Annotated in this window: 14 protein-coding genes; 6 read left to right on the forward strand and 8 right to left on the reverse strand. The window is 63.6% G+C overall.

Translation table 11 applies throughout. From position 1 onward, the window contains the following. The 7 genes from P8Y39_08695 to hpnJ form a co-directional block, all read right to left on the reverse strand. The coding region (locus P8Y39_08695; protein ID MEJ2192408.1) for a carotenoid biosynthesis protein at positions 1 to 851 on the reverse strand (851 nt) is incomplete at its 3' end. A 12-nt stretch (positions 852 to 863) separates the two neighbouring features. After that, the gene (hpnH, locus tag P8Y39_08700; GenBank protein ID MEJ2192409.1) at positions 864 to 1,862 is read right to left on the reverse strand and encodes an adenosyl-hopene transferase HpnH; all 999 of its coding nucleotides are present in this window, start codon (positions 1,860 to 1,862) and stop codon (positions 864 to 866) included. Then, positions 1,862 to 2,899: an NAD-dependent epimerase/dehydratase family protein gene (locus P8Y39_08705; protein ID MEJ2192410.1), complete on the reverse strand. Its 1,038-nt coding sequence runs from the start codon at positions 2,897 to 2,899 to the stop codon at positions 1,862 to 1,864. The genes hpnH and P8Y39_08705 overlap by 1 nt, the downstream gene beginning before the upstream one ends. Positions 2,900 to 2,905: 6 nt before the next feature. After that, the gene (gene shc, locus P8Y39_08710; protein ID MEJ2192411.1) at positions 2,906 to 4,867 is read right to left on the reverse strand and encodes a squalene--hopene cyclase; all 1,962 of its coding nucleotides are present in this window, start codon (positions 4,865 to 4,867) and stop codon (positions 2,906 to 2,908) included. A gap of 33 nt (positions 4,868 to 4,900) precedes the next feature. Next, positions 4,901 to 5,392, reverse strand: coding sequence for a DMT family transporter (locus P8Y39_08715; protein MEJ2192412.1), 492 nt, complete (start codon positions 5,390 to 5,392; stop codon positions 4,901 to 4,903). Next, complete coding sequence (locus P8Y39_08720; GenBank protein MEJ2192413.1) at positions 5,389 to 6,282, reverse strand: ChbG/HpnK family deacetylase; 894 nt, start codon at positions 6,280 to 6,282, stop codon at positions 5,389 to 5,391. The genes P8Y39_08715 and P8Y39_08720 overlap by 4 nt, the downstream gene beginning before the upstream one ends. A gap of 10 nt (positions 6,283 to 6,292) precedes the next feature. Beyond that, the gene (gene hpnJ, locus P8Y39_08725; protein MEJ2192414.1) at positions 6,293 to 7,723 is read right to left on the reverse strand and encodes a hopanoid biosynthesis associated radical SAM protein HpnJ; all 1,431 of its coding nucleotides are present in this window, start codon (positions 7,721 to 7,723) and stop codon (positions 6,293 to 6,295) included. Between the two features lie 245 nt (positions 7,724 to 7,968). Between hpnJ and P8Y39_08730 the strand changes: the two genes are divergently transcribed. The 6 genes from P8Y39_08730 to P8Y39_08755 all read left to right on the forward strand — a co-directional run bounded on the left by P8Y39_08730 (position 7,969) and on the right by P8Y39_08755 (position 14,357). Continuing rightward, positions 7,969 to 9,405, forward strand: coding sequence for a DUF4382 domain-containing protein (locus P8Y39_08730; GenBank protein MEJ2192415.1), 1,437 nt, complete (start codon positions 7,969 to 7,971; stop codon positions 9,403 to 9,405). Between the two features lie 126 nt (positions 9,406 to 9,531). Continuing rightward, positions 9,532 to 9,789 carry an SHOCT domain-containing protein gene (locus P8Y39_08735; protein MEJ2192416.1) on the forward strand — a complete coding sequence of 86 codons (258 nt, stop codon included), beginning with the start codon at positions 9,532 to 9,534 and terminating at the stop codon, positions 9,787 to 9,789. Between the two features lie 160 nt (positions 9,790 to 9,949). After that, on the forward strand, positions 9,950 to 11,257 hold the full coding sequence (locus P8Y39_08740) for a DUF5684 domain-containing protein (GenBank protein ID MEJ2192417.1): 1,308 nt from the start codon (positions 9,950 to 9,952) through the stop codon (positions 11,255 to 11,257). A gap of 117 nt (positions 11,258 to 11,374) precedes the next feature. Then, positions 11,375 to 13,591 (forward strand): histidine kinase dimerization/phosphoacceptor domain -containing protein, encoded by a 2,217-nt coding sequence (locus P8Y39_08745; protein MEJ2192418.1) that lies wholly within the window; start codon positions 11,375 to 11,377, stop codon positions 13,589 to 13,591. A 32-nt stretch (positions 13,592 to 13,623) separates the two neighbouring features. After that, positions 13,624 to 14,004, forward strand: coding sequence for an FxsA family protein (locus P8Y39_08750; protein ID MEJ2192419.1), 381 nt, complete (start codon positions 13,624 to 13,626; stop codon positions 14,002 to 14,004). Between the two features lie 71 nt (positions 14,005 to 14,075). After that, the gene (locus P8Y39_08755; GenBank protein MEJ2192420.1) at positions 14,076 to 14,357 is read left to right on the forward strand and encodes an ATP-dependent Clp protease adaptor ClpS; all 282 of its coding nucleotides are present in this window, start codon (positions 14,076 to 14,078) and stop codon (positions 14,355 to 14,357) included. A gap of 49 nt (positions 14,358 to 14,406) precedes the next feature. Here the strand turns inward: P8Y39_08755 and P8Y39_08760 are convergent, their stop codons facing one another. Next, the gene (locus P8Y39_08760) at positions 14,407 to 15,216 is read right to left on the reverse strand and encodes a ZIP family metal transporter (GenBank protein ID MEJ2192421.1); all 810 of its coding nucleotides are present in this window, start codon (positions 15,214 to 15,216) and stop codon (positions 14,407 to 14,409) included. Positions 15,217 to 15,442: the final 226 nt, after the last annotated feature.

The raw sequence follows: 15,442 nt of genomic DNA on the forward strand, positions 1-15,442 counted from the left end.
CCGGGCAGAACCGCTCCGGGGAAGTCTTCCCTATGGCGCCGGAGGGCATCCCCGCCCTGGCCCGGGCCCGTCTTGCACCGGAGGAGAATGGCCGTGGGAAGGACGACGATGAACACCCCCGCCCACCCCATGGCGTCCTCGCCGATGGCGAACGTGACGGCCAGGTTGAAGGCCAGGACCCCGTAATAGAGCGCGGGGCCGGGGATGTAACGCCAGGGGAACCGGCTGCCGGAGAGATCGTTGACACCCCGGGAGAAAAGCGCGGCGTCCATCTTCTGAAGGGCGTATATCAAGACGTAGCCCACCACGAACCAGCCCACGAAGTTGGAGATAGGCACGCCGAAATAGGCCCCGCCTTCGGGATACCCGTATATCTTCCCCAGAAACCACCTGTCGCCCCGCAGGGCCACCGGGTCGATGACGATGTCCAGATAGACCATGAAGAGGGCTCCCAGAAGGCGCGTGCCCGGGGCGGCCCGCATCCGCCGCGTCTCCAGGGGATAGGGGATGCACTTTCTCACAAGAACGGGCGAGACGGCAAAAAGGGCCATGCTGTAACTCGCCCAGGCCAGAAAGACGTAACTGAGGGAATCCATGAGCGGCACGCCCCCGACCCAGAGCTCCGCGTTTACGGTCTCAGGGATGTAGAAATACTTTCCGTAGGGGATGCCCGTGTGGATGGAGGAGTACTCCGAGAGCCAGGCGATGGCGTAGCCCAGGGGAACGAAGAGAAGCGCACGCAGAAGCCCCAGGTGCAGGGTGCAGCCCACCAGGTAAACGAGGAAGAAGGCGAGGACGTACGGCCTCAGAACAAGGAAGGTCCCGACGAGCTTCCCGAGGAAGGACTCCAACCCCGTCCCTTCTCAGCTCATGTTCCAGAGGGCGAGGCGCACCAGGTCCCGGGGGCTCGAGGAGACCAGGCGCATCACCGAGGCCTCGTATCCGCCGTGCACCATGCAGTTTCTGCACCGGGGGTCTTCGCCTTCCTCGAAGCGCCTCCAGTCGGTCTCCTGCATGAGCTCCTGGAAGGAGCCCACGTACCGGTCGGTGATGAAATAGCAGGGAGACTTCCAGCCCAGGGGATTTCGCGTGGGGATGCCCCAGGGGGTGCAGCGCAGCTCCCTCTTGCCCAGCAGGAAATCCACATAGGGCGGCGTGCTCAGGAAGGAGAAGGCCGAGAAGAAACCCTCCATCTGGCGGAACTTCTCGACGATCTCCTGGCGGCTGAGGAATATGCAATCCTCCACGCTCTCGTAGCTGAAGGCGGGGGAGATGAGGCTCCCGTCCACGCCCAGCCCCTTGAGGAGCTCGAAGAGGCCCCGAAGGTCCCCGATATCGGAGTCCTTGAAGACCGTGGTGTTCGTGTTCACCCGGTACCCCCGGGCCTTGGCCCTTTTGATGTTCTCGACGGCCCGCTCGAAGGTGCCGGGCCTGCGGGCGATGCGGTCGTGCGTTTCGGCCATGCCGTCCAGGTGGAAGTTCAGGACGAACCGCGGGTGAGGCTCCACGCTTGCGATGAAGTCCTCGGCCAGAAGGCCGTTGGTGCACAAGTAGACGTGGCGCTTCATGGCGAGAAGCTCCCTCACCAGGGGCTTGACCTGGGAGTACAGAAGCGGCTCGCCGCCCGTGACCGTGACCACCGGGGCCTGGGACTGAACCGCCGCGTCCAGGCACTCGTCCAGGCCGAGGTCGGGGACTTCGTTCTTCCCGTAAAGCCGGATGCGGTCGCAGCCGGCACAGGCGAGGTTGCATCGATGGGTGGGCTCGAGCATGAGCACGAGGGGGAAATGCTCGTTCTTCCGCAGGGAATTCCTGAGAAAATGCAGCGTCATGGACAGATGAAGGCTCAGTGGAAAGCGCATCAGCGCGACACCTTCGTGCCCTCGAACCGGGTGTGGGAGGCCCGGTGCTCCGGCACATAGCCCATCTCCATGAACCATATCACGGCGCGCTTTATGGCGTCCTCGACCGGCCTCTGGGGCAGGCCCAGCTCGCGGACGGCCTTGGAGGGGTCGAAATACATGTAATGATGGGACATCTTCACCCCCATGACCGGTATCCGGGGAGCCCTCTTCGTCAGCCAGCGCGAGACGGCCTCGTCCACGTACGCCGCTCCGAGCACGGGAAGATAGGGAAGGCGCACGCGGGGCGCCCTGCGCCCGGAGACCTTCGCCAGGGCCTCCAGGAATTCCCTCAGGCTCATGTTCCTGTTGCCCAGTATGTACCTCTGGCCGACCCTGCCCTTGAGCGCTGCCAGCCAATGCCCCTCGGCCACGTCCTCCACGTCCACGAAGTTCAGGCCGGTATCCAGGTAGGCCGGCATCCTTCCCCTCAGGAAATCCACTATTATCTGCCCCGTGGGGGTGGGCTTCCGGTCCGCCGGTCCGATGGGCGTCGAGGGGTTCACCACGACGGCCGGGAGTCCCCTCATCGTATACTCCAGGACGCGCTTTTCCGCGGCATACTTGGAGCGCTTGTAATGTCCCGTGAGCCATCGCCGGTCCACGGGGGTCTCCTCGTCGGAAGGCACGCCCTTTCTGCCCGGGGCAAGCGTCCCCACGGTGCTCGTGTAGACGACCCTTTCCACGCCGTGCGCCCAGGCCGCCTGCATGACGTTTACCGTGCCGGAGACGTTCGTCTCGTACATGGAGCGGGGGTCCGGCACCCAGAGCCTGTAATCGGCCGCCACGTGAAAGACATGGCTGCATCCCTCCATGGCCCGGCTCACCGATTCGGCGTCCCGCAGGTCCCCTTCGCAGGGCTCGATGCCCATCTTCTCGAGGCCCCCGGCCAGGCTCTCCCCGCGCACCAGGGCCCGCACCGGGAGGCCCCGGGCCTTGAGCAGGCGGGCTACGTGATGGCCGACGAATCCGGTGGCTCCGGTGAGGAACGCCCTCATGGCACCCTACCCGGAAACGCGGGACAGGTACATGCCCAGGGCCATGAGGGGAAAGCAGTTCCTGTAGTTGTGATAGCGAAGCATGAAATGCTTCGGGAAGCCCGTCCCCGTAAAGGCCTCTTCTTCCCACGTCCCATCGGGCCTCTGAGTCTCCAGGAGATAGCGCACTCCCCTCCTGACAGCGCCGTCGCGCTCCCCACCGGCAGCCATGAGCCCCATCAGCGCCCAGGCCGTCTGAGAAGGCGTGCTCTCGCCCCTCCCCATCAGGCAGGGGTCTTCGTACGACTCACAGCATTCTCCCCAGCCGCCGTCGGGGTTTTGGACCTCCTCAAGCCACTCCGCGGCCTTTCGCACGTAGGGAAGCGACATGTTCTCGCCTATGGAGCGGAGCCCCATCAGGACGGACCAGGTGCCGTAGATGTAGTTGACGCCCCACCTGCCCCACCAGCAGCCCTCGGCCTCCTGTTTCTTCTTCAGAAACCGCGTGGCCCTGACGACGGCCGGATGGGAGCGTCCCAGGCCGGCCAGGCCCATGACCTCCAGGGACCTCCCCGTGAGGTCCGGCGTGCTGGGGTCGGTCATGGCCTCCAGGTCGCCCACCGGCATCTGGTTCCAGAGGTCCAGGGCATTGTCCGCGTCGAAGGCCCCCCATCCTCCGTCACCGCTCTGCATGCCCATAACCCAGCCCAGCCCCCTTCTCATCACGTCGCGGCCCATGAACTCCGCGTCCCTGTACCTGTGCAGGAACATCAGGACAACGGCCGTGTCGTCCACATCGGGGTACAGCGAGTTTTCGAACTCGAAGGCCCATCCGCCGGGCTCAACCTCCGGACGCTTGACGCTCCAGTCGCCCCTGACCCGGACCTGCTTGCCGGCAAGCCACCGGGCGGCCTCCTGCAGAGAAGGATGCTCCCTGGGCAGGCCCGAGGCAAGCAGGGCCAGCCCCGTAAGGGCGGTGTCCCAAATGGGGGAGATGCAGGACTGAAGCCTTATCTCGTGCCGGTCCCGGATGGTGAACCGGTCAAGAGCCTCGAGACCTTTTCTGAGGGGCTCGGAGGTCAGGCCATACCCTATGGTGTAAAGGGCCAGGGGGCAATAAATCATGGGCGGCTGAATCCCGCCCCAATCGCCGCTTTCTTCCTGATGCTCGAGGACCCACTGCCTCGCAAGCTCCAGCGCCTTGCCCTTCAGGGGCCGGATGGGCGAAGCCCCGTAGAGCTTGAGCGCCTTGTCCACCGCCTGGAACAACTTCTTCCAGGAGAAAAGGGGGTCTCCCTTCACGGGTGCCTCCGGAGCGAAGAGCTCCTCGACGCCTCGTCCCCAGGGCACGTCCTGCACGGGCCTGACATCGGAAACGATGGTCAGAGGCACCAGCGTGGAGCGAGCCCAACTGGAGAGACTGTAGATACTGAAGGGGACACGGTCCGGAAGGAGCATGATCTCCACGGGGATGGACGGGATCCTCTTCCAGTCGTATTGTCCGAAGAGGGCGAAAAATATCTTCGTAAAGACGCGGCAGGACTCCACGCCCCCCTCACTCAGGATGAACCGGCGGGCTCGCTCAAGGGGCGGGACATCCGCGGACATGCCCGCAAGTTTCAACGCGAAGTAGGCCTCGGCCGTGGTGCTCACGTCTCCCTTTCCGCCGTAATGGATGGCCCACGCCCCGTCCGAGCGCTGGTGGCGGAGAATGTGGTTGGCCATGAGGGCGTCACGCCCTTCGTCCTTGAGCCCCAGGAAGTGCAGGAGCATCAGATACTCGGCCGTCATGGTGACGTTGGACTCAAGCTCGTACCACCAGTACCCGTCCGGGTGCTGCTCCTTCAGGTAGTATGCCCGGGTGCGCGACAACGCCTCGCCGATGCGGTAGCGAAGGCCGGCAAGCCCTTGATTTTCCGGTGCTTCAAGCGTCTCGGGCGGCCCGGAGACGCGCTCCTCCGCAACCTTATTGCCGAGAAAGGAATGCATTTTGTGCAAAAGTACCAAAGACTCCGTGTTTTGTCAAGATTTCTCCTCCGAAGCTCCAGGGCCCCGCGGGGCGGCTATCGCCTCCCCTTTCGAGGCTCCCACAGTGGTCTTTTCCCCGGAAACGTTTTCCTTTTGTCCCTGCCACGTCCGTTGCTTGCCGTCCATGGAGACCACGGCGATGCCCAGGACGATGACCAGGGTGCCCACCCAGCGCCACCAGGAAATCTGCTCGCTCAGGATAAACCTCGCCAGGGCCGCCGCGAAGATGAAAGAGGCCGCCGTCAAGGGCATGACGAAACTCAGGTCCGCCCGGGAAAGGGCGGTCAGGTACAGGAGAAAAAACGTGGCGCCGAAGGCCGTGCCCAAAAGAACGTACGGATTCGTCACCACGGTCAACAGCCATCCCAGCACCTTCCCCACCGACAGCATTTCCGGCTGGCCGATGCGCTTCATGCCGTAGCTCAGAATGGTCTCTCCTATGGCGGCACAGAGGGAAGCCACAAGTACGAGGGCGATAGTCTTCATGTCTTCCTCCAAAAAACGGGCCGTGCAGCCGCTTCCCACGCGAGCTCCCGGTACCCTGCGAGCCGCAGGCCCGCCTGCCCCACCGCGTCCCGGAGCCGGAGAGACGTCAGGGCCCGAAGCTCCACAAGACCGCTTCCCCCGGTGTCGGGATGGGCGTAGAATTCTACCACAGGTCGTCTCGTCCGGACGAGCTGTCCGCAAAGGACCTCCTCGGTGACCCGTCCGCTTCTGGCCAGGCCATAGACCTCGTCGGCGCTCATCAGGCCGTTTCGCACGGCCACACGTGAGGCCCGCATCGCAAGGAGGGAAAACACGCCCCCCTCGGCAAGAAAACGTCCTTTCCCGCGCCATCCCTCGGCCTGGCGGACGGAGAGGAGGGGTTCCCGGGCAATGCGCACCCACCGCACCCCCCTCCGTGCGGCTTCGCTGCAGAGCACGGGGAAGACGACCGGGTGCATGTGCAGATGGTGATGCCCGTCCACGTGGGTGGGGTTTATGCCGGCCTCTTGGAGGCGGTCGAACTGCGCGGCCACCTCGGCCCGGAGATGGCCGAGAAGGTGGCGCCGTCCTCGCCAGAGCACGAGGCCGGCCCGGGCGGGGCTTCCGGGACAGAACCCCCTGGCGTCCGCCAGTCCCGCCTCACGCGAGGACCGGAGCACCGCGCGTCCGTCGCAGAGGGTAAGGTGCAGGCCGACGGAGAGGCCGGGCCGCGCCCGGGCGGCCTCCACGGCTTCTTCGAAGGCCTCGCCGCCGGCCATGATGCTCGCAGCCCGGACCACCCCCCGGTCATGGCTCTCCATGACGGCGCGGTTGACCAAGGCCGACCGTCCCAGGTCATCGGCGGTAAAGACCGCGTATCTCTCCGGCCCGCTCATATGTTCCTGCTCCATGACGGGTCCGCTACGGCTGGCACTTCGACGTCTCCTTTCTCTTGGCCATGAAGGAGAAGAATTCCCTCCCTTCGCGGATGCGCCGCCGGAAGACCTCCCTGTCCTGAAGCATGTCGCCCAGTATCCTCAGAATGGGTTTGGGCCTGAGATAAAACCGGCGGTAGAACCGTTCCACCGCCTCGAATATCTCCTCGCGGGGCAGCCCCGGGTAAGACAGGGCGGAGACCTGTATCCCCTGCCGCACCAGTCGGTCGCCCTCTTCCTTGAGCCATCCCTCCCTGAGCGCCTGCTCGTAAAGCTCGGTGCCCGGATAGGGAGCGGCCAGGGAGACCTGAAGGCTCCAGGGGTCTATGTCCCGGGCGAAGCGAATGGTCTGCTCTATCGTCTCCGGCGTCTCCCCCGGAAGGCCGAGGATGAAGGTGCCGTGGATGAGGATGCCCAGGTCATGGCAGTCGCGGACGAAGCGGCGCGCCTGCTCAAGGGTGATTCCCTTCTTTACGTTGTTGAGAATCTGCTGGTTTCCGGACTCGAAGCCCACCACCAGCAGGCGGAGCCCCGAGTCCTTCAGCTTCCCGAGCGTGGAGCGAGGCACCGTGGCCCGCGCGTTACAGGACCAGGTGATGCCCAGCTTGCCGACACGGCGGGCTATCTCCTCAGCGCGCGCGAAATCACCCGTGAAGGTGTCGTCGTCGAAGAAGAGCTCCCGCACCTGGGGAAAGAGCTTCCGCCCCAGGGCTACTTCGTCATAGACATTGCCGGGACTGCGCACCCGGTAAACGCGGCCCCCTATGGTCTGGGGCCAGAGGCAGAACGTGCATCGCGACCGGCACCCCCGTCCCGTGTAAAAAGACAGGTAGGGGTGCTCAAGATAGCCGATGAAATAGTCCTCGATGCGAAGGTCCCTGGCATAGACATCCGTCACGAAGGGCAGGGCATCCAGGTCCTCGACGGGAGGGCGGTCCGCCGTGCGCTCGATTCGCCCGCCCTTGCGGAAGGCAAGGCCCTGCACCCTCTCCAGGGGCACGCCCTCGGCCACTTCCTTCACCGTGTATTCGTACTCACCCGTGGCAACGAAATCCAGGGCGGAGCTCACCGAAAGCGTCTCATCGGGACGCATGATGGCATGGGGCCCCACGAAGCCCACCCTGATGTGGGGGTATTCCTGCTTGAGCCGTTCGGCCACGGAGGCGTCGTTTCCTAATGTGGGCGTGCTCGTATGGACGACCACCAGGTCGAACCCCTCGGCCGCCCGGACGACGTCCTCCACGCCCATGTCCATGGGGGGAGCGTCCAGGAGACGGCTCCCCGGGAGCATGCCCGCCGGATAAGCCAGCCAGGTGGGGTACCAGAAGGAGCGGATTTCGCGCCGCGCCTGATACCGCGAACCGGCGCTTCCGTCAAACCCGCCGTAGGACGGCGGGTTCAGAAATAGAGTGCGCATCATAAAAAAATTCCTTTACGCTTTTAACAAATAACGGTCTCACAAGAGACATGGGTCCGGCGCCTTGATTATATCACCATTAGGCCGCCTGTTCAAAACCGTTTTCAGAGGCCAAAGAATGTACTTGAGTTGAAGGTGCTCAAAAAAGGTGAGCACAATTTGTCAAATTGCCGGCGTCCCCATCCGGTGATATGCTTTGGCTTGGAGGCTTGGTACTCCGAATTTCATTTTGGGGGGTTGCGGCAATGAGAAGCGGAAAGCATAGGTTCCTGGCCGTACTGGGGATGCTCCTGGCTTTGGGTCTCCTTTTCTCCTGCGGCGGAGGGGACGGCACCGGCTCGGGCGTCACGGGGCAGACCGGGAGCGTGGCGGTCCTCATGACCGACGGCCCTGCGGACATGTACTCCGCGATTAACGTCACCATCACCAGAATCGTCCTCCTCTCCGACACCATGCCCCAGGAGGTCATCTTCTCGGGAGAGAAGACGGTCAACCTCCTGGACCTTCGCGACGACCTCGTTCTGGTCACGCTGGACAGCAGCGTACCGGCGGGAACGTACGACAAAATCCGGCTGGAGATAAACAATGTAGAAATCCTGGACACGGGCAGTGTGCCAGTCGAGAGCGAGATCCGGCCCTCCACGGGAAAGATAGACCTCAACCCCCGCGGCCGGTTCTCCGTGGCCCCGGGAGAAACGCTGACGGTCGGGCTCGACTTCGATGCCGAAAAGTCCCTGCACATTTTCAAAAACCCGCGGAAAATAATCTTCCGCCCCGTCATCTTCGTCGACATCGTCTCGCCGCCCGTGACGGAGAAGCTGGTCCGCGCCGAGGGCCAGGTGGATAGCATAAACCGCGACAACGACACATTCAAACTCTGTTCCGTTCAGCAGTTGCAGGCAGCCAGCACCGGTTCCGACAACACCGGATTCTGCATCGATGTCGCCCTGGGGCCGGACACCTCGTTTTTCTCCTCCCCCGACGACGGCATGCCCGCGGCCTTCGGGGACCTGCGGGCGGGAGACCACGTCACCGTCATCGGGTTGCTTGAGACGGATACCCTCAGAGCAATGGACGATAACGACCTCGGCGACGATGTGAACCTCTTCATCCAGGCCGAGGTGGTGGAGATTGGCCAGTTCCTTGTCCTGACCGGCGCCATTGTCAACACCAGCGCCCTTGGCGCCGACCGGTTCGATTTCGACCCGGATGCGGACCAGGCGGTGGCCGGGACGCGCACCGTGCAGCTTCAGGACGGTACGAAAATCTTCGCCGGGACGACCCCACTCACAAAGGGAGACCTTGTCGAAGGCGAGCGGGCACGCCTGGATGCCAAGCTGACGGGGGAAGACATACTCAACGCCTCCTTGATTCTGCTTGAGCGGGACATAACGGAGTTTTCCAGGCTCTCCGGGGAGGTCCAAAACGTAAACGAAACGGACAAGACCTTCGACCTGATAACCCCTGAGATCACAGACCCCGAGGACCCCTGCGTCAAAGTGGACCCCGCAGCAACCGAGGTCCTCGAAATTACCGACGCGAGCGGCGGCCAGGAAAGCGCACTCGTGGATTTCTCCGGGCTGGATGAGGGCGACCAGGTGGACGTGTACTTCGACTCCACGGCACCCCTCTCGGACGGGTGCATCATCCCCGAGCTTATCGTCATTTTCACGGGATTCTAGCCCAGCGCGGGTATCGGCAACACGGGAGGCGGCACGCCGCCTCCCGTGTTTTTTTGGCTTTCCAAGACCCGGCACGGGTGGTAGACTTTCACAAGGAGAAAAAAACCTTCAGCGGAGGTGTCCATTATGGGACCTGGCATGGGTTACGGAGGCTGGGGTGGTTACGGCTATGGGATGGGGGGCTACTGGGGCATCCTTTCCATCGTCTTCTGGATAGCCCTCATCGTGGGCGTCATCTTCCTTGTCCGTTGGGTCATGGTTTCCACCCGCTCGCCCGGCGTAAGGCGGGAAGATGCGGCCCTGGAGCTCCTGAAGAAGCGCTATGCGCGGGGAGAGATAGACAAGGAGGAGTTCGAGCAAAAGAGAAAAGACCTGGAGTCCTGACGCCTGTCCGGGGGGCTTCCGCCCCCCTTTCAACCTCCTTCCCGCCTCCTGCACTGTGATTGAAAATACAGGAAAACACAGGAACTTTCTGATAGAATGTCCCTGCTATTTATGAGAGTAGGGCGCCGGCAATAGAAAGAAGCAACAGAGGGAGAGGGTCATGAAGAGAATATCCCTGCTTTTGTTTATCTCGGCCACCGTAATCCTTCTCGCCGGGGTTTTGCGGGCCCAGGAGAGCAACGTCGATTTCGAGAAGGCCATCGATGCGTACAATCAGGGCAGATACGAGGAGGCCATAGGCCACCTTGAGGCCTACGCCACCGACTGGCCCGAAGCCTACGCGTACTATTTCATGGGCTATGCGTACTACAAGCTGGGGAAGTTCCAGAAAGCCAACGAGAACTTCGACCAGGCGTTCCTCATAGACCCGGAGTACTCCCCGACGCCGTGGCTTGAGAAAAAACTCGGCCACCCCCTGGAAGTCGCCCGCAACACCCGGATAAGCGCCCAGGGGGCAATTGTGGAAAGCCCCGAGGAGAGGATACAGTCTTCTCCCGGTGCAAAGGTCGCCGCCCTGGCCGAAAAGAAGGCAAAGAGCCCGGCGCCACAGAAAGAGAGCCCGGCGCCTTCCGGGGCTATGCCGGAAAGACTCCAGCCGGTGGCAGGCGGCATGACTGTCGTCTCCGGAGAGAAGGCGACGGTGCCCCCGGCTCAGAATCAGGAGCCCGGCGGGGAGGGAGCCGGCGAGAAGACCATGACGGTACAGACCGGCACACTGTCCATTCCCACACCTGCGAAGCCGAAGGGCGAAGCCCTTCCTCCGCCGCCGCCTCCCCCTTCGGCCAGTGCAGAGCGGGCCTCACCCGCACCTGCCGCCGGAGAGGCCGTGACGAGCGCGGCTCCTGCCGCCGGACAGACGGAGAAGGCGCCGCCTGAGCCCGGCGCGGACCCCCCTCCCCCGCCGTCCGTACAGGAGCAGCCGGGGGGGCTTCCTCAATTTCCCCCCATGGCGGGAGGAACGGGTCAAACCGGTTTTCCGGCCAAGATGCCCGTCTGGATGTCGCTCGTGGCGGCCGGCATGGGCATGGTCACACTGCTCATCGCCGCGGCCTTTTACTTGTATTTCAGCTTCTGCCAGTTCGTGATAGCGCGGAAGCTGGGCGTGCCTCTCGCCTGGTTCTCCTTTATCCCCATCCTCAATTTCTGGCCCCTGGTGGGAGCGGCCGGGAAGCCCTGGTGGTGGGTGCTGCTTTTGTTCATCCCGCTCGTGAACCTGATTCTTATAATCTACATCTGGGTTCTCGTGACCGAGAACATGGGCAAGAACAAGTTCCTGGGGCTCCTCATCCTGGTGCCCGTGGTGAACTTCTTCTATCCCCTCTTCCTGGCCCTGGCCAAGCCTCCCTCGGCCGAAGGGCCGTCCTCTCCGGCTTCCTTCGAGCCCGATTTCGCGGAATCGCAGTTCTAAAGCTCCGGATTATGCTCTGAGAAGGCCCGGCATCACGCCGGGCCTTTCTCTTTCGCCCGCTCGTCGTTTAATATAATGAAGCGATTTGGCCCGCTGGTGTGGGCCGAAGGGGGCCCCGTGAACGTTCACAGTATCAGGTTCAGGATAGCTGCCGTCCTGGTGGCCGCCTTCCTTTTTTTCCTTGTTGTCGAAGTCTTCCTTGTCACGCCTAAGCGGGAACAGGCCCGTTTGGCCGAAGCCAAGAGGTTTCAAGCGGAGCTCGCGGACCAGACGGCCACACATATAAACCTCGATTTCCTCCGGGCAAAGAAGGAGCTGGAGATGATGGCCAGGCTGCCATCCGTCGTGTCCCTTGAGAAGGACAGGATGGACGCCGCCCTTGCGCTCCTGGACAGCGTCTCCAGCTTCTTCAACTACTACTTTGTGATGGACCCAGAGGGACAATGGCTCTCCTTCCCCGGCCGCCCGGACATCGTGGGCAAAGCCATCCCGCGGAGGAACCTGGGATGGGTGCGGAGAACCTTCAGGGAGGGAAAGACCGTTTTTCTGGACGTGGTCCGGAGCCGCATCGACACCCTGGTCACGGGCTTTTCCACTCCCATCCGGGGCCCGTCCGGCCCGAAGGCCCTCCTGAGGGGCGTCATCGTCGTCTCGGAGGACAACGCCCTCCTTGAGACCATCCGGAAGATCAAGGCAGGTGAAAGAGGCTATGCCTTCCTGGTGAGCAGCAACGGGTGGCTTTTGGCCCACCCCGAGAAGGGCCTGACCGCCGAAGACTTCCTTTCCTACGATTACAGCTCCTACGAGCCGGTGGCCCGGGTCATGCGGGGCGAGCAGGGAGTCACGGAATATCAGTACGAGGGGGAGACCTGGATAGCCGCGTATCACCCCATCCCCAGCACCGGATGGGGCGTGGTGGTGCAGCAGCCCAAGGCGGACGTTGTGGCACTGGTCAACGCGGAATCCCGCATCCCGGTCGTCTCCTCCGCCGGGGCCTTCGCCCTGGGCGCCGTGCTCGTCTCCATGGTGCTGGGCGTGGCCCTGAGGCCGCTTTCCAGGCTCGTCCAGGACGTCCGGGAACGGCGACCTCCGGAGGACACCGAGGCCACCGGCGCACGGGACGAAATCGGCCAGCTTACGCGGGAATTCCACACCCTCTTTGCCGAACTCAGCCGCTCGGAGGAAGCCCTCAGGGAGGCCAACGAGGCCCTGGAGCGCGGGGTGCGGGAGCGGACCGTCGAGCTCAAGCGAGCCAACGAAAGCCTCGAGCACGAGATTCAGGAGCACCTCAGGGTGGAAGCGGCCCTCAGCGAGAGCGAAGAGCTCTACCATTCCCTCTTCAACCAGGCCTCCGACGGCATCCTCCTTCTGGACGCCACCGGCCCGGAGGGCCCCACCGTCGTCGATGCCAACAAGGCCGCCGTCCACATGCACGGCCAGAGGCGGGAAGACCTCATAGGCCTTTCCGTCGAGGACCTCGCAGCACCCGGCTCCGGCCAGGCGATACGGGAGAAGCTCGCCCTGACGACCACAGAAGAACCCCTCACCTTCGAGGCCTCGTTCAAGAGGAAAGGCGGCCCCTTTTTCACGGCCGAGATATCCGCTCGCCGGGTGAGCATCGGCGGGAGCCCGTATATCCAGGCCATCGGCAGGGACGTCACCGAGCGCAAGCGCCAGGAGGAGGCGCTCAGAAAATCCCTTCAGGAGAAGGAGGTCCTTCTCAGGGAAATCCACCACCGCGTGAAGAACAACATGCAGGTCATCCTGAGCCTCCTGAGGCTCGAGTCCGCCCATATGCGGGACGACCGGGACCGGGACCTCTTCCGCGAAAGCCGAAACCGCATCAAGGCCATGGTCCTTATTCACGAGAAGCTCTATCACTCCCCGGACCTCGCGGAGGTGGACTTCGACGACTACATCAGGAACCTGGCGAGCAGCCTGTACCGCTCGCTGGAAGTCGACTCCAACCGCGTGCGCGTCGCCATAGAGGCACAGGGCGTCATGCTCGCCGTGGACACGGCCATACCCTGCGGGCTCCTCATCAACGAGCTTCTTGTCAATGCCCTCCGCCATGCCTTCCCCGACGGGAGGGCGGGCGTCGTGCGCATCGCGCTCAGGGCGCTGGGTGCAAACAGATACGAGCTTATCTTCTCGGACGACGGCGCAGGCTTTCCCGAGAGCGTTCACTTCGAGAATGCGCAGACCCTGGGCCTTCAGCTCGTGGGCCTCCTGGCGGATACCCAGCTTCGGGGAAAGGTGGAGCTTCTCCCCGCCACGCGGGGGACGACCTTCCGCGTAACCTTCGGCGCCGTGTCCTACGTCCAGCGCCTCTGATGTTGCGGCGGCCAATCGTTTATACTTGACGTATGCTTTTCAGGCTCTTTGTCCTTTTCTGCACGATTCCCGTGGTGGAGCTTGCCCTCCTGGTCTATGTGGGCTCACGCATCGGGGTCCTCGAGACCATCGCCATTGTCGTCTTCACGGGCGTTTCGGGGGCCTTCCTGGTGCGCAGCGAGGGCCTGGGCGTGCTCCGCCGCTTTCGGGAAAACGTGCAAAGGGGCGTTTTCCCCTCCGAAGAGATTCTTGACGGCTCCATGGTGCTGGTGGCGGGGGCTCTTCTGCTCACCCCGGGATTTCTGACGGACATCCTCGGCTTCCTCCTGGTCTTTCCGCCGAGCCGGAAGCGCATCAAGAGGTTCGTCCGCCGGTACATCGACAGGCACTTCATGGAGTTCCGGATTCGATAACCGGGGGCGGAATTTTTCGCCACTCGCCCGGCTTGTGCTATATTTAGTGCATGCCGCAGGCGGCTACGGTAATGAGCATTGGCACGAAGCCCCTCGGAAAAGAGGAAGAGTCCACCCTCGTCATCGAGCCCTGGAACGTCATCCTCCTCAATGACGACTGGCATACCTTCGAGGACGTCATCATCCAGCTGGTACGGGCCACCGGCTGCTCGGTGGAGCGTGCGGAAGCCATCGCCTGGGAGGCGCACAGCAAGGGAGAAGCCCTGTGCTACACGGGTCCCAAGGAGCGGGCGGAGCTTGTGGCCAGCATCCTCGAGGAGATCGACCTTGCCGTCCGCCTGGAGGCGGCCTGAGCTTCGCAGGGGCGAAGCACCGCTGCCCTGGTGCTTCAACAGCAGCCGCTTACCCCAGGGCCACGTCCAGGAACATCATCACCGCAAAGCCCAGCATCGCGCCCATGGTGGCGAAGTCCGCGTGTCCCGCGCGCTGAGCCTCGGGGATGACCTCCTCCACCACCACGAATATCATGGCCCCGGCCGCGAAAGCCAGGGCGTAAGGCAAAAGGGGCTGGGCCAGGAGGACGAAGGACGCCCCCGCCACGGCGGCCACGGGCTCCACCGCCCCGGAGAGCTGTCCGTACCAGAAGCTCCTCACCACGGAGATGCCTTCCCTTCTCAAGGGCATCGAGACGGCCGTTCCCTCCGGCAGGTTCTGAAGCCCGATACCCAGGGCCAGGGCCAGCGCCCCGGCCAAGGTGGCCGACGGGTAGCCCGAGCCCACCGCCCCGAAGGCCACGCCCACCGCCAGGCCTTCGGGGATGTTATGCACGGTTATGGCAAGGACCAGGAGGGTGGTGCGCTTCCAGGTGGTCTCTATGCCTTCTCGCTCGGCCATGGGAAACCCGATGTGCAGATGGGGCAGGACGGCGTCCACCAGCCGGAGGAAGAGCCCGCCCAGCGCAAAGCCCACCACTGCCGGCAGCCACGAGGGCTTCCCCATGCTCTCGGACATCTCGATTGCGGGGGCCAGGAGGGACCAGTAGCTTGCCGCTATCATGACCCCCGCGGCAAACCCCAGCATCCCGTCCAGGGCCCGGCGTGACAGGTCCCTGCCGAGAAAGACCGCGGCGGCGCCCAGGGCCGTGAGGCCCCAGGTGAAAAGAGACGCCGCCAACGCCTGTGCCACGGGGCTCATCCGGACGAACCATTCCACGCCCCTTACTATAGCCGACCGCGGCGGGACCGGCAACGGACAAAAAAACGGGGCAGCCCCCGCACGTGCGGGCGGCTGCCCCGGGTGAGCCCCGGAGGGCTTAGCGCTTAGCTTCCTTCTGTTTCCCCTGGTCGTGTGAGACCGTCACCGTCACGAGCTGGCTCTTTCCGCTGCCTTCTTCGTTGGCAGCGGTGAGCCGTATGCCGTAGTTCCTTCCGTTCTCGTC

It is taken from the genome of Nitrospirota bacterium (assembly GCA_037386965.1).
Lineage (GTDB): Bacteria > Nitrospirota > Thermodesulfovibrionia > Thermodesulfovibrionales > JdFR-86 > JARRLN01.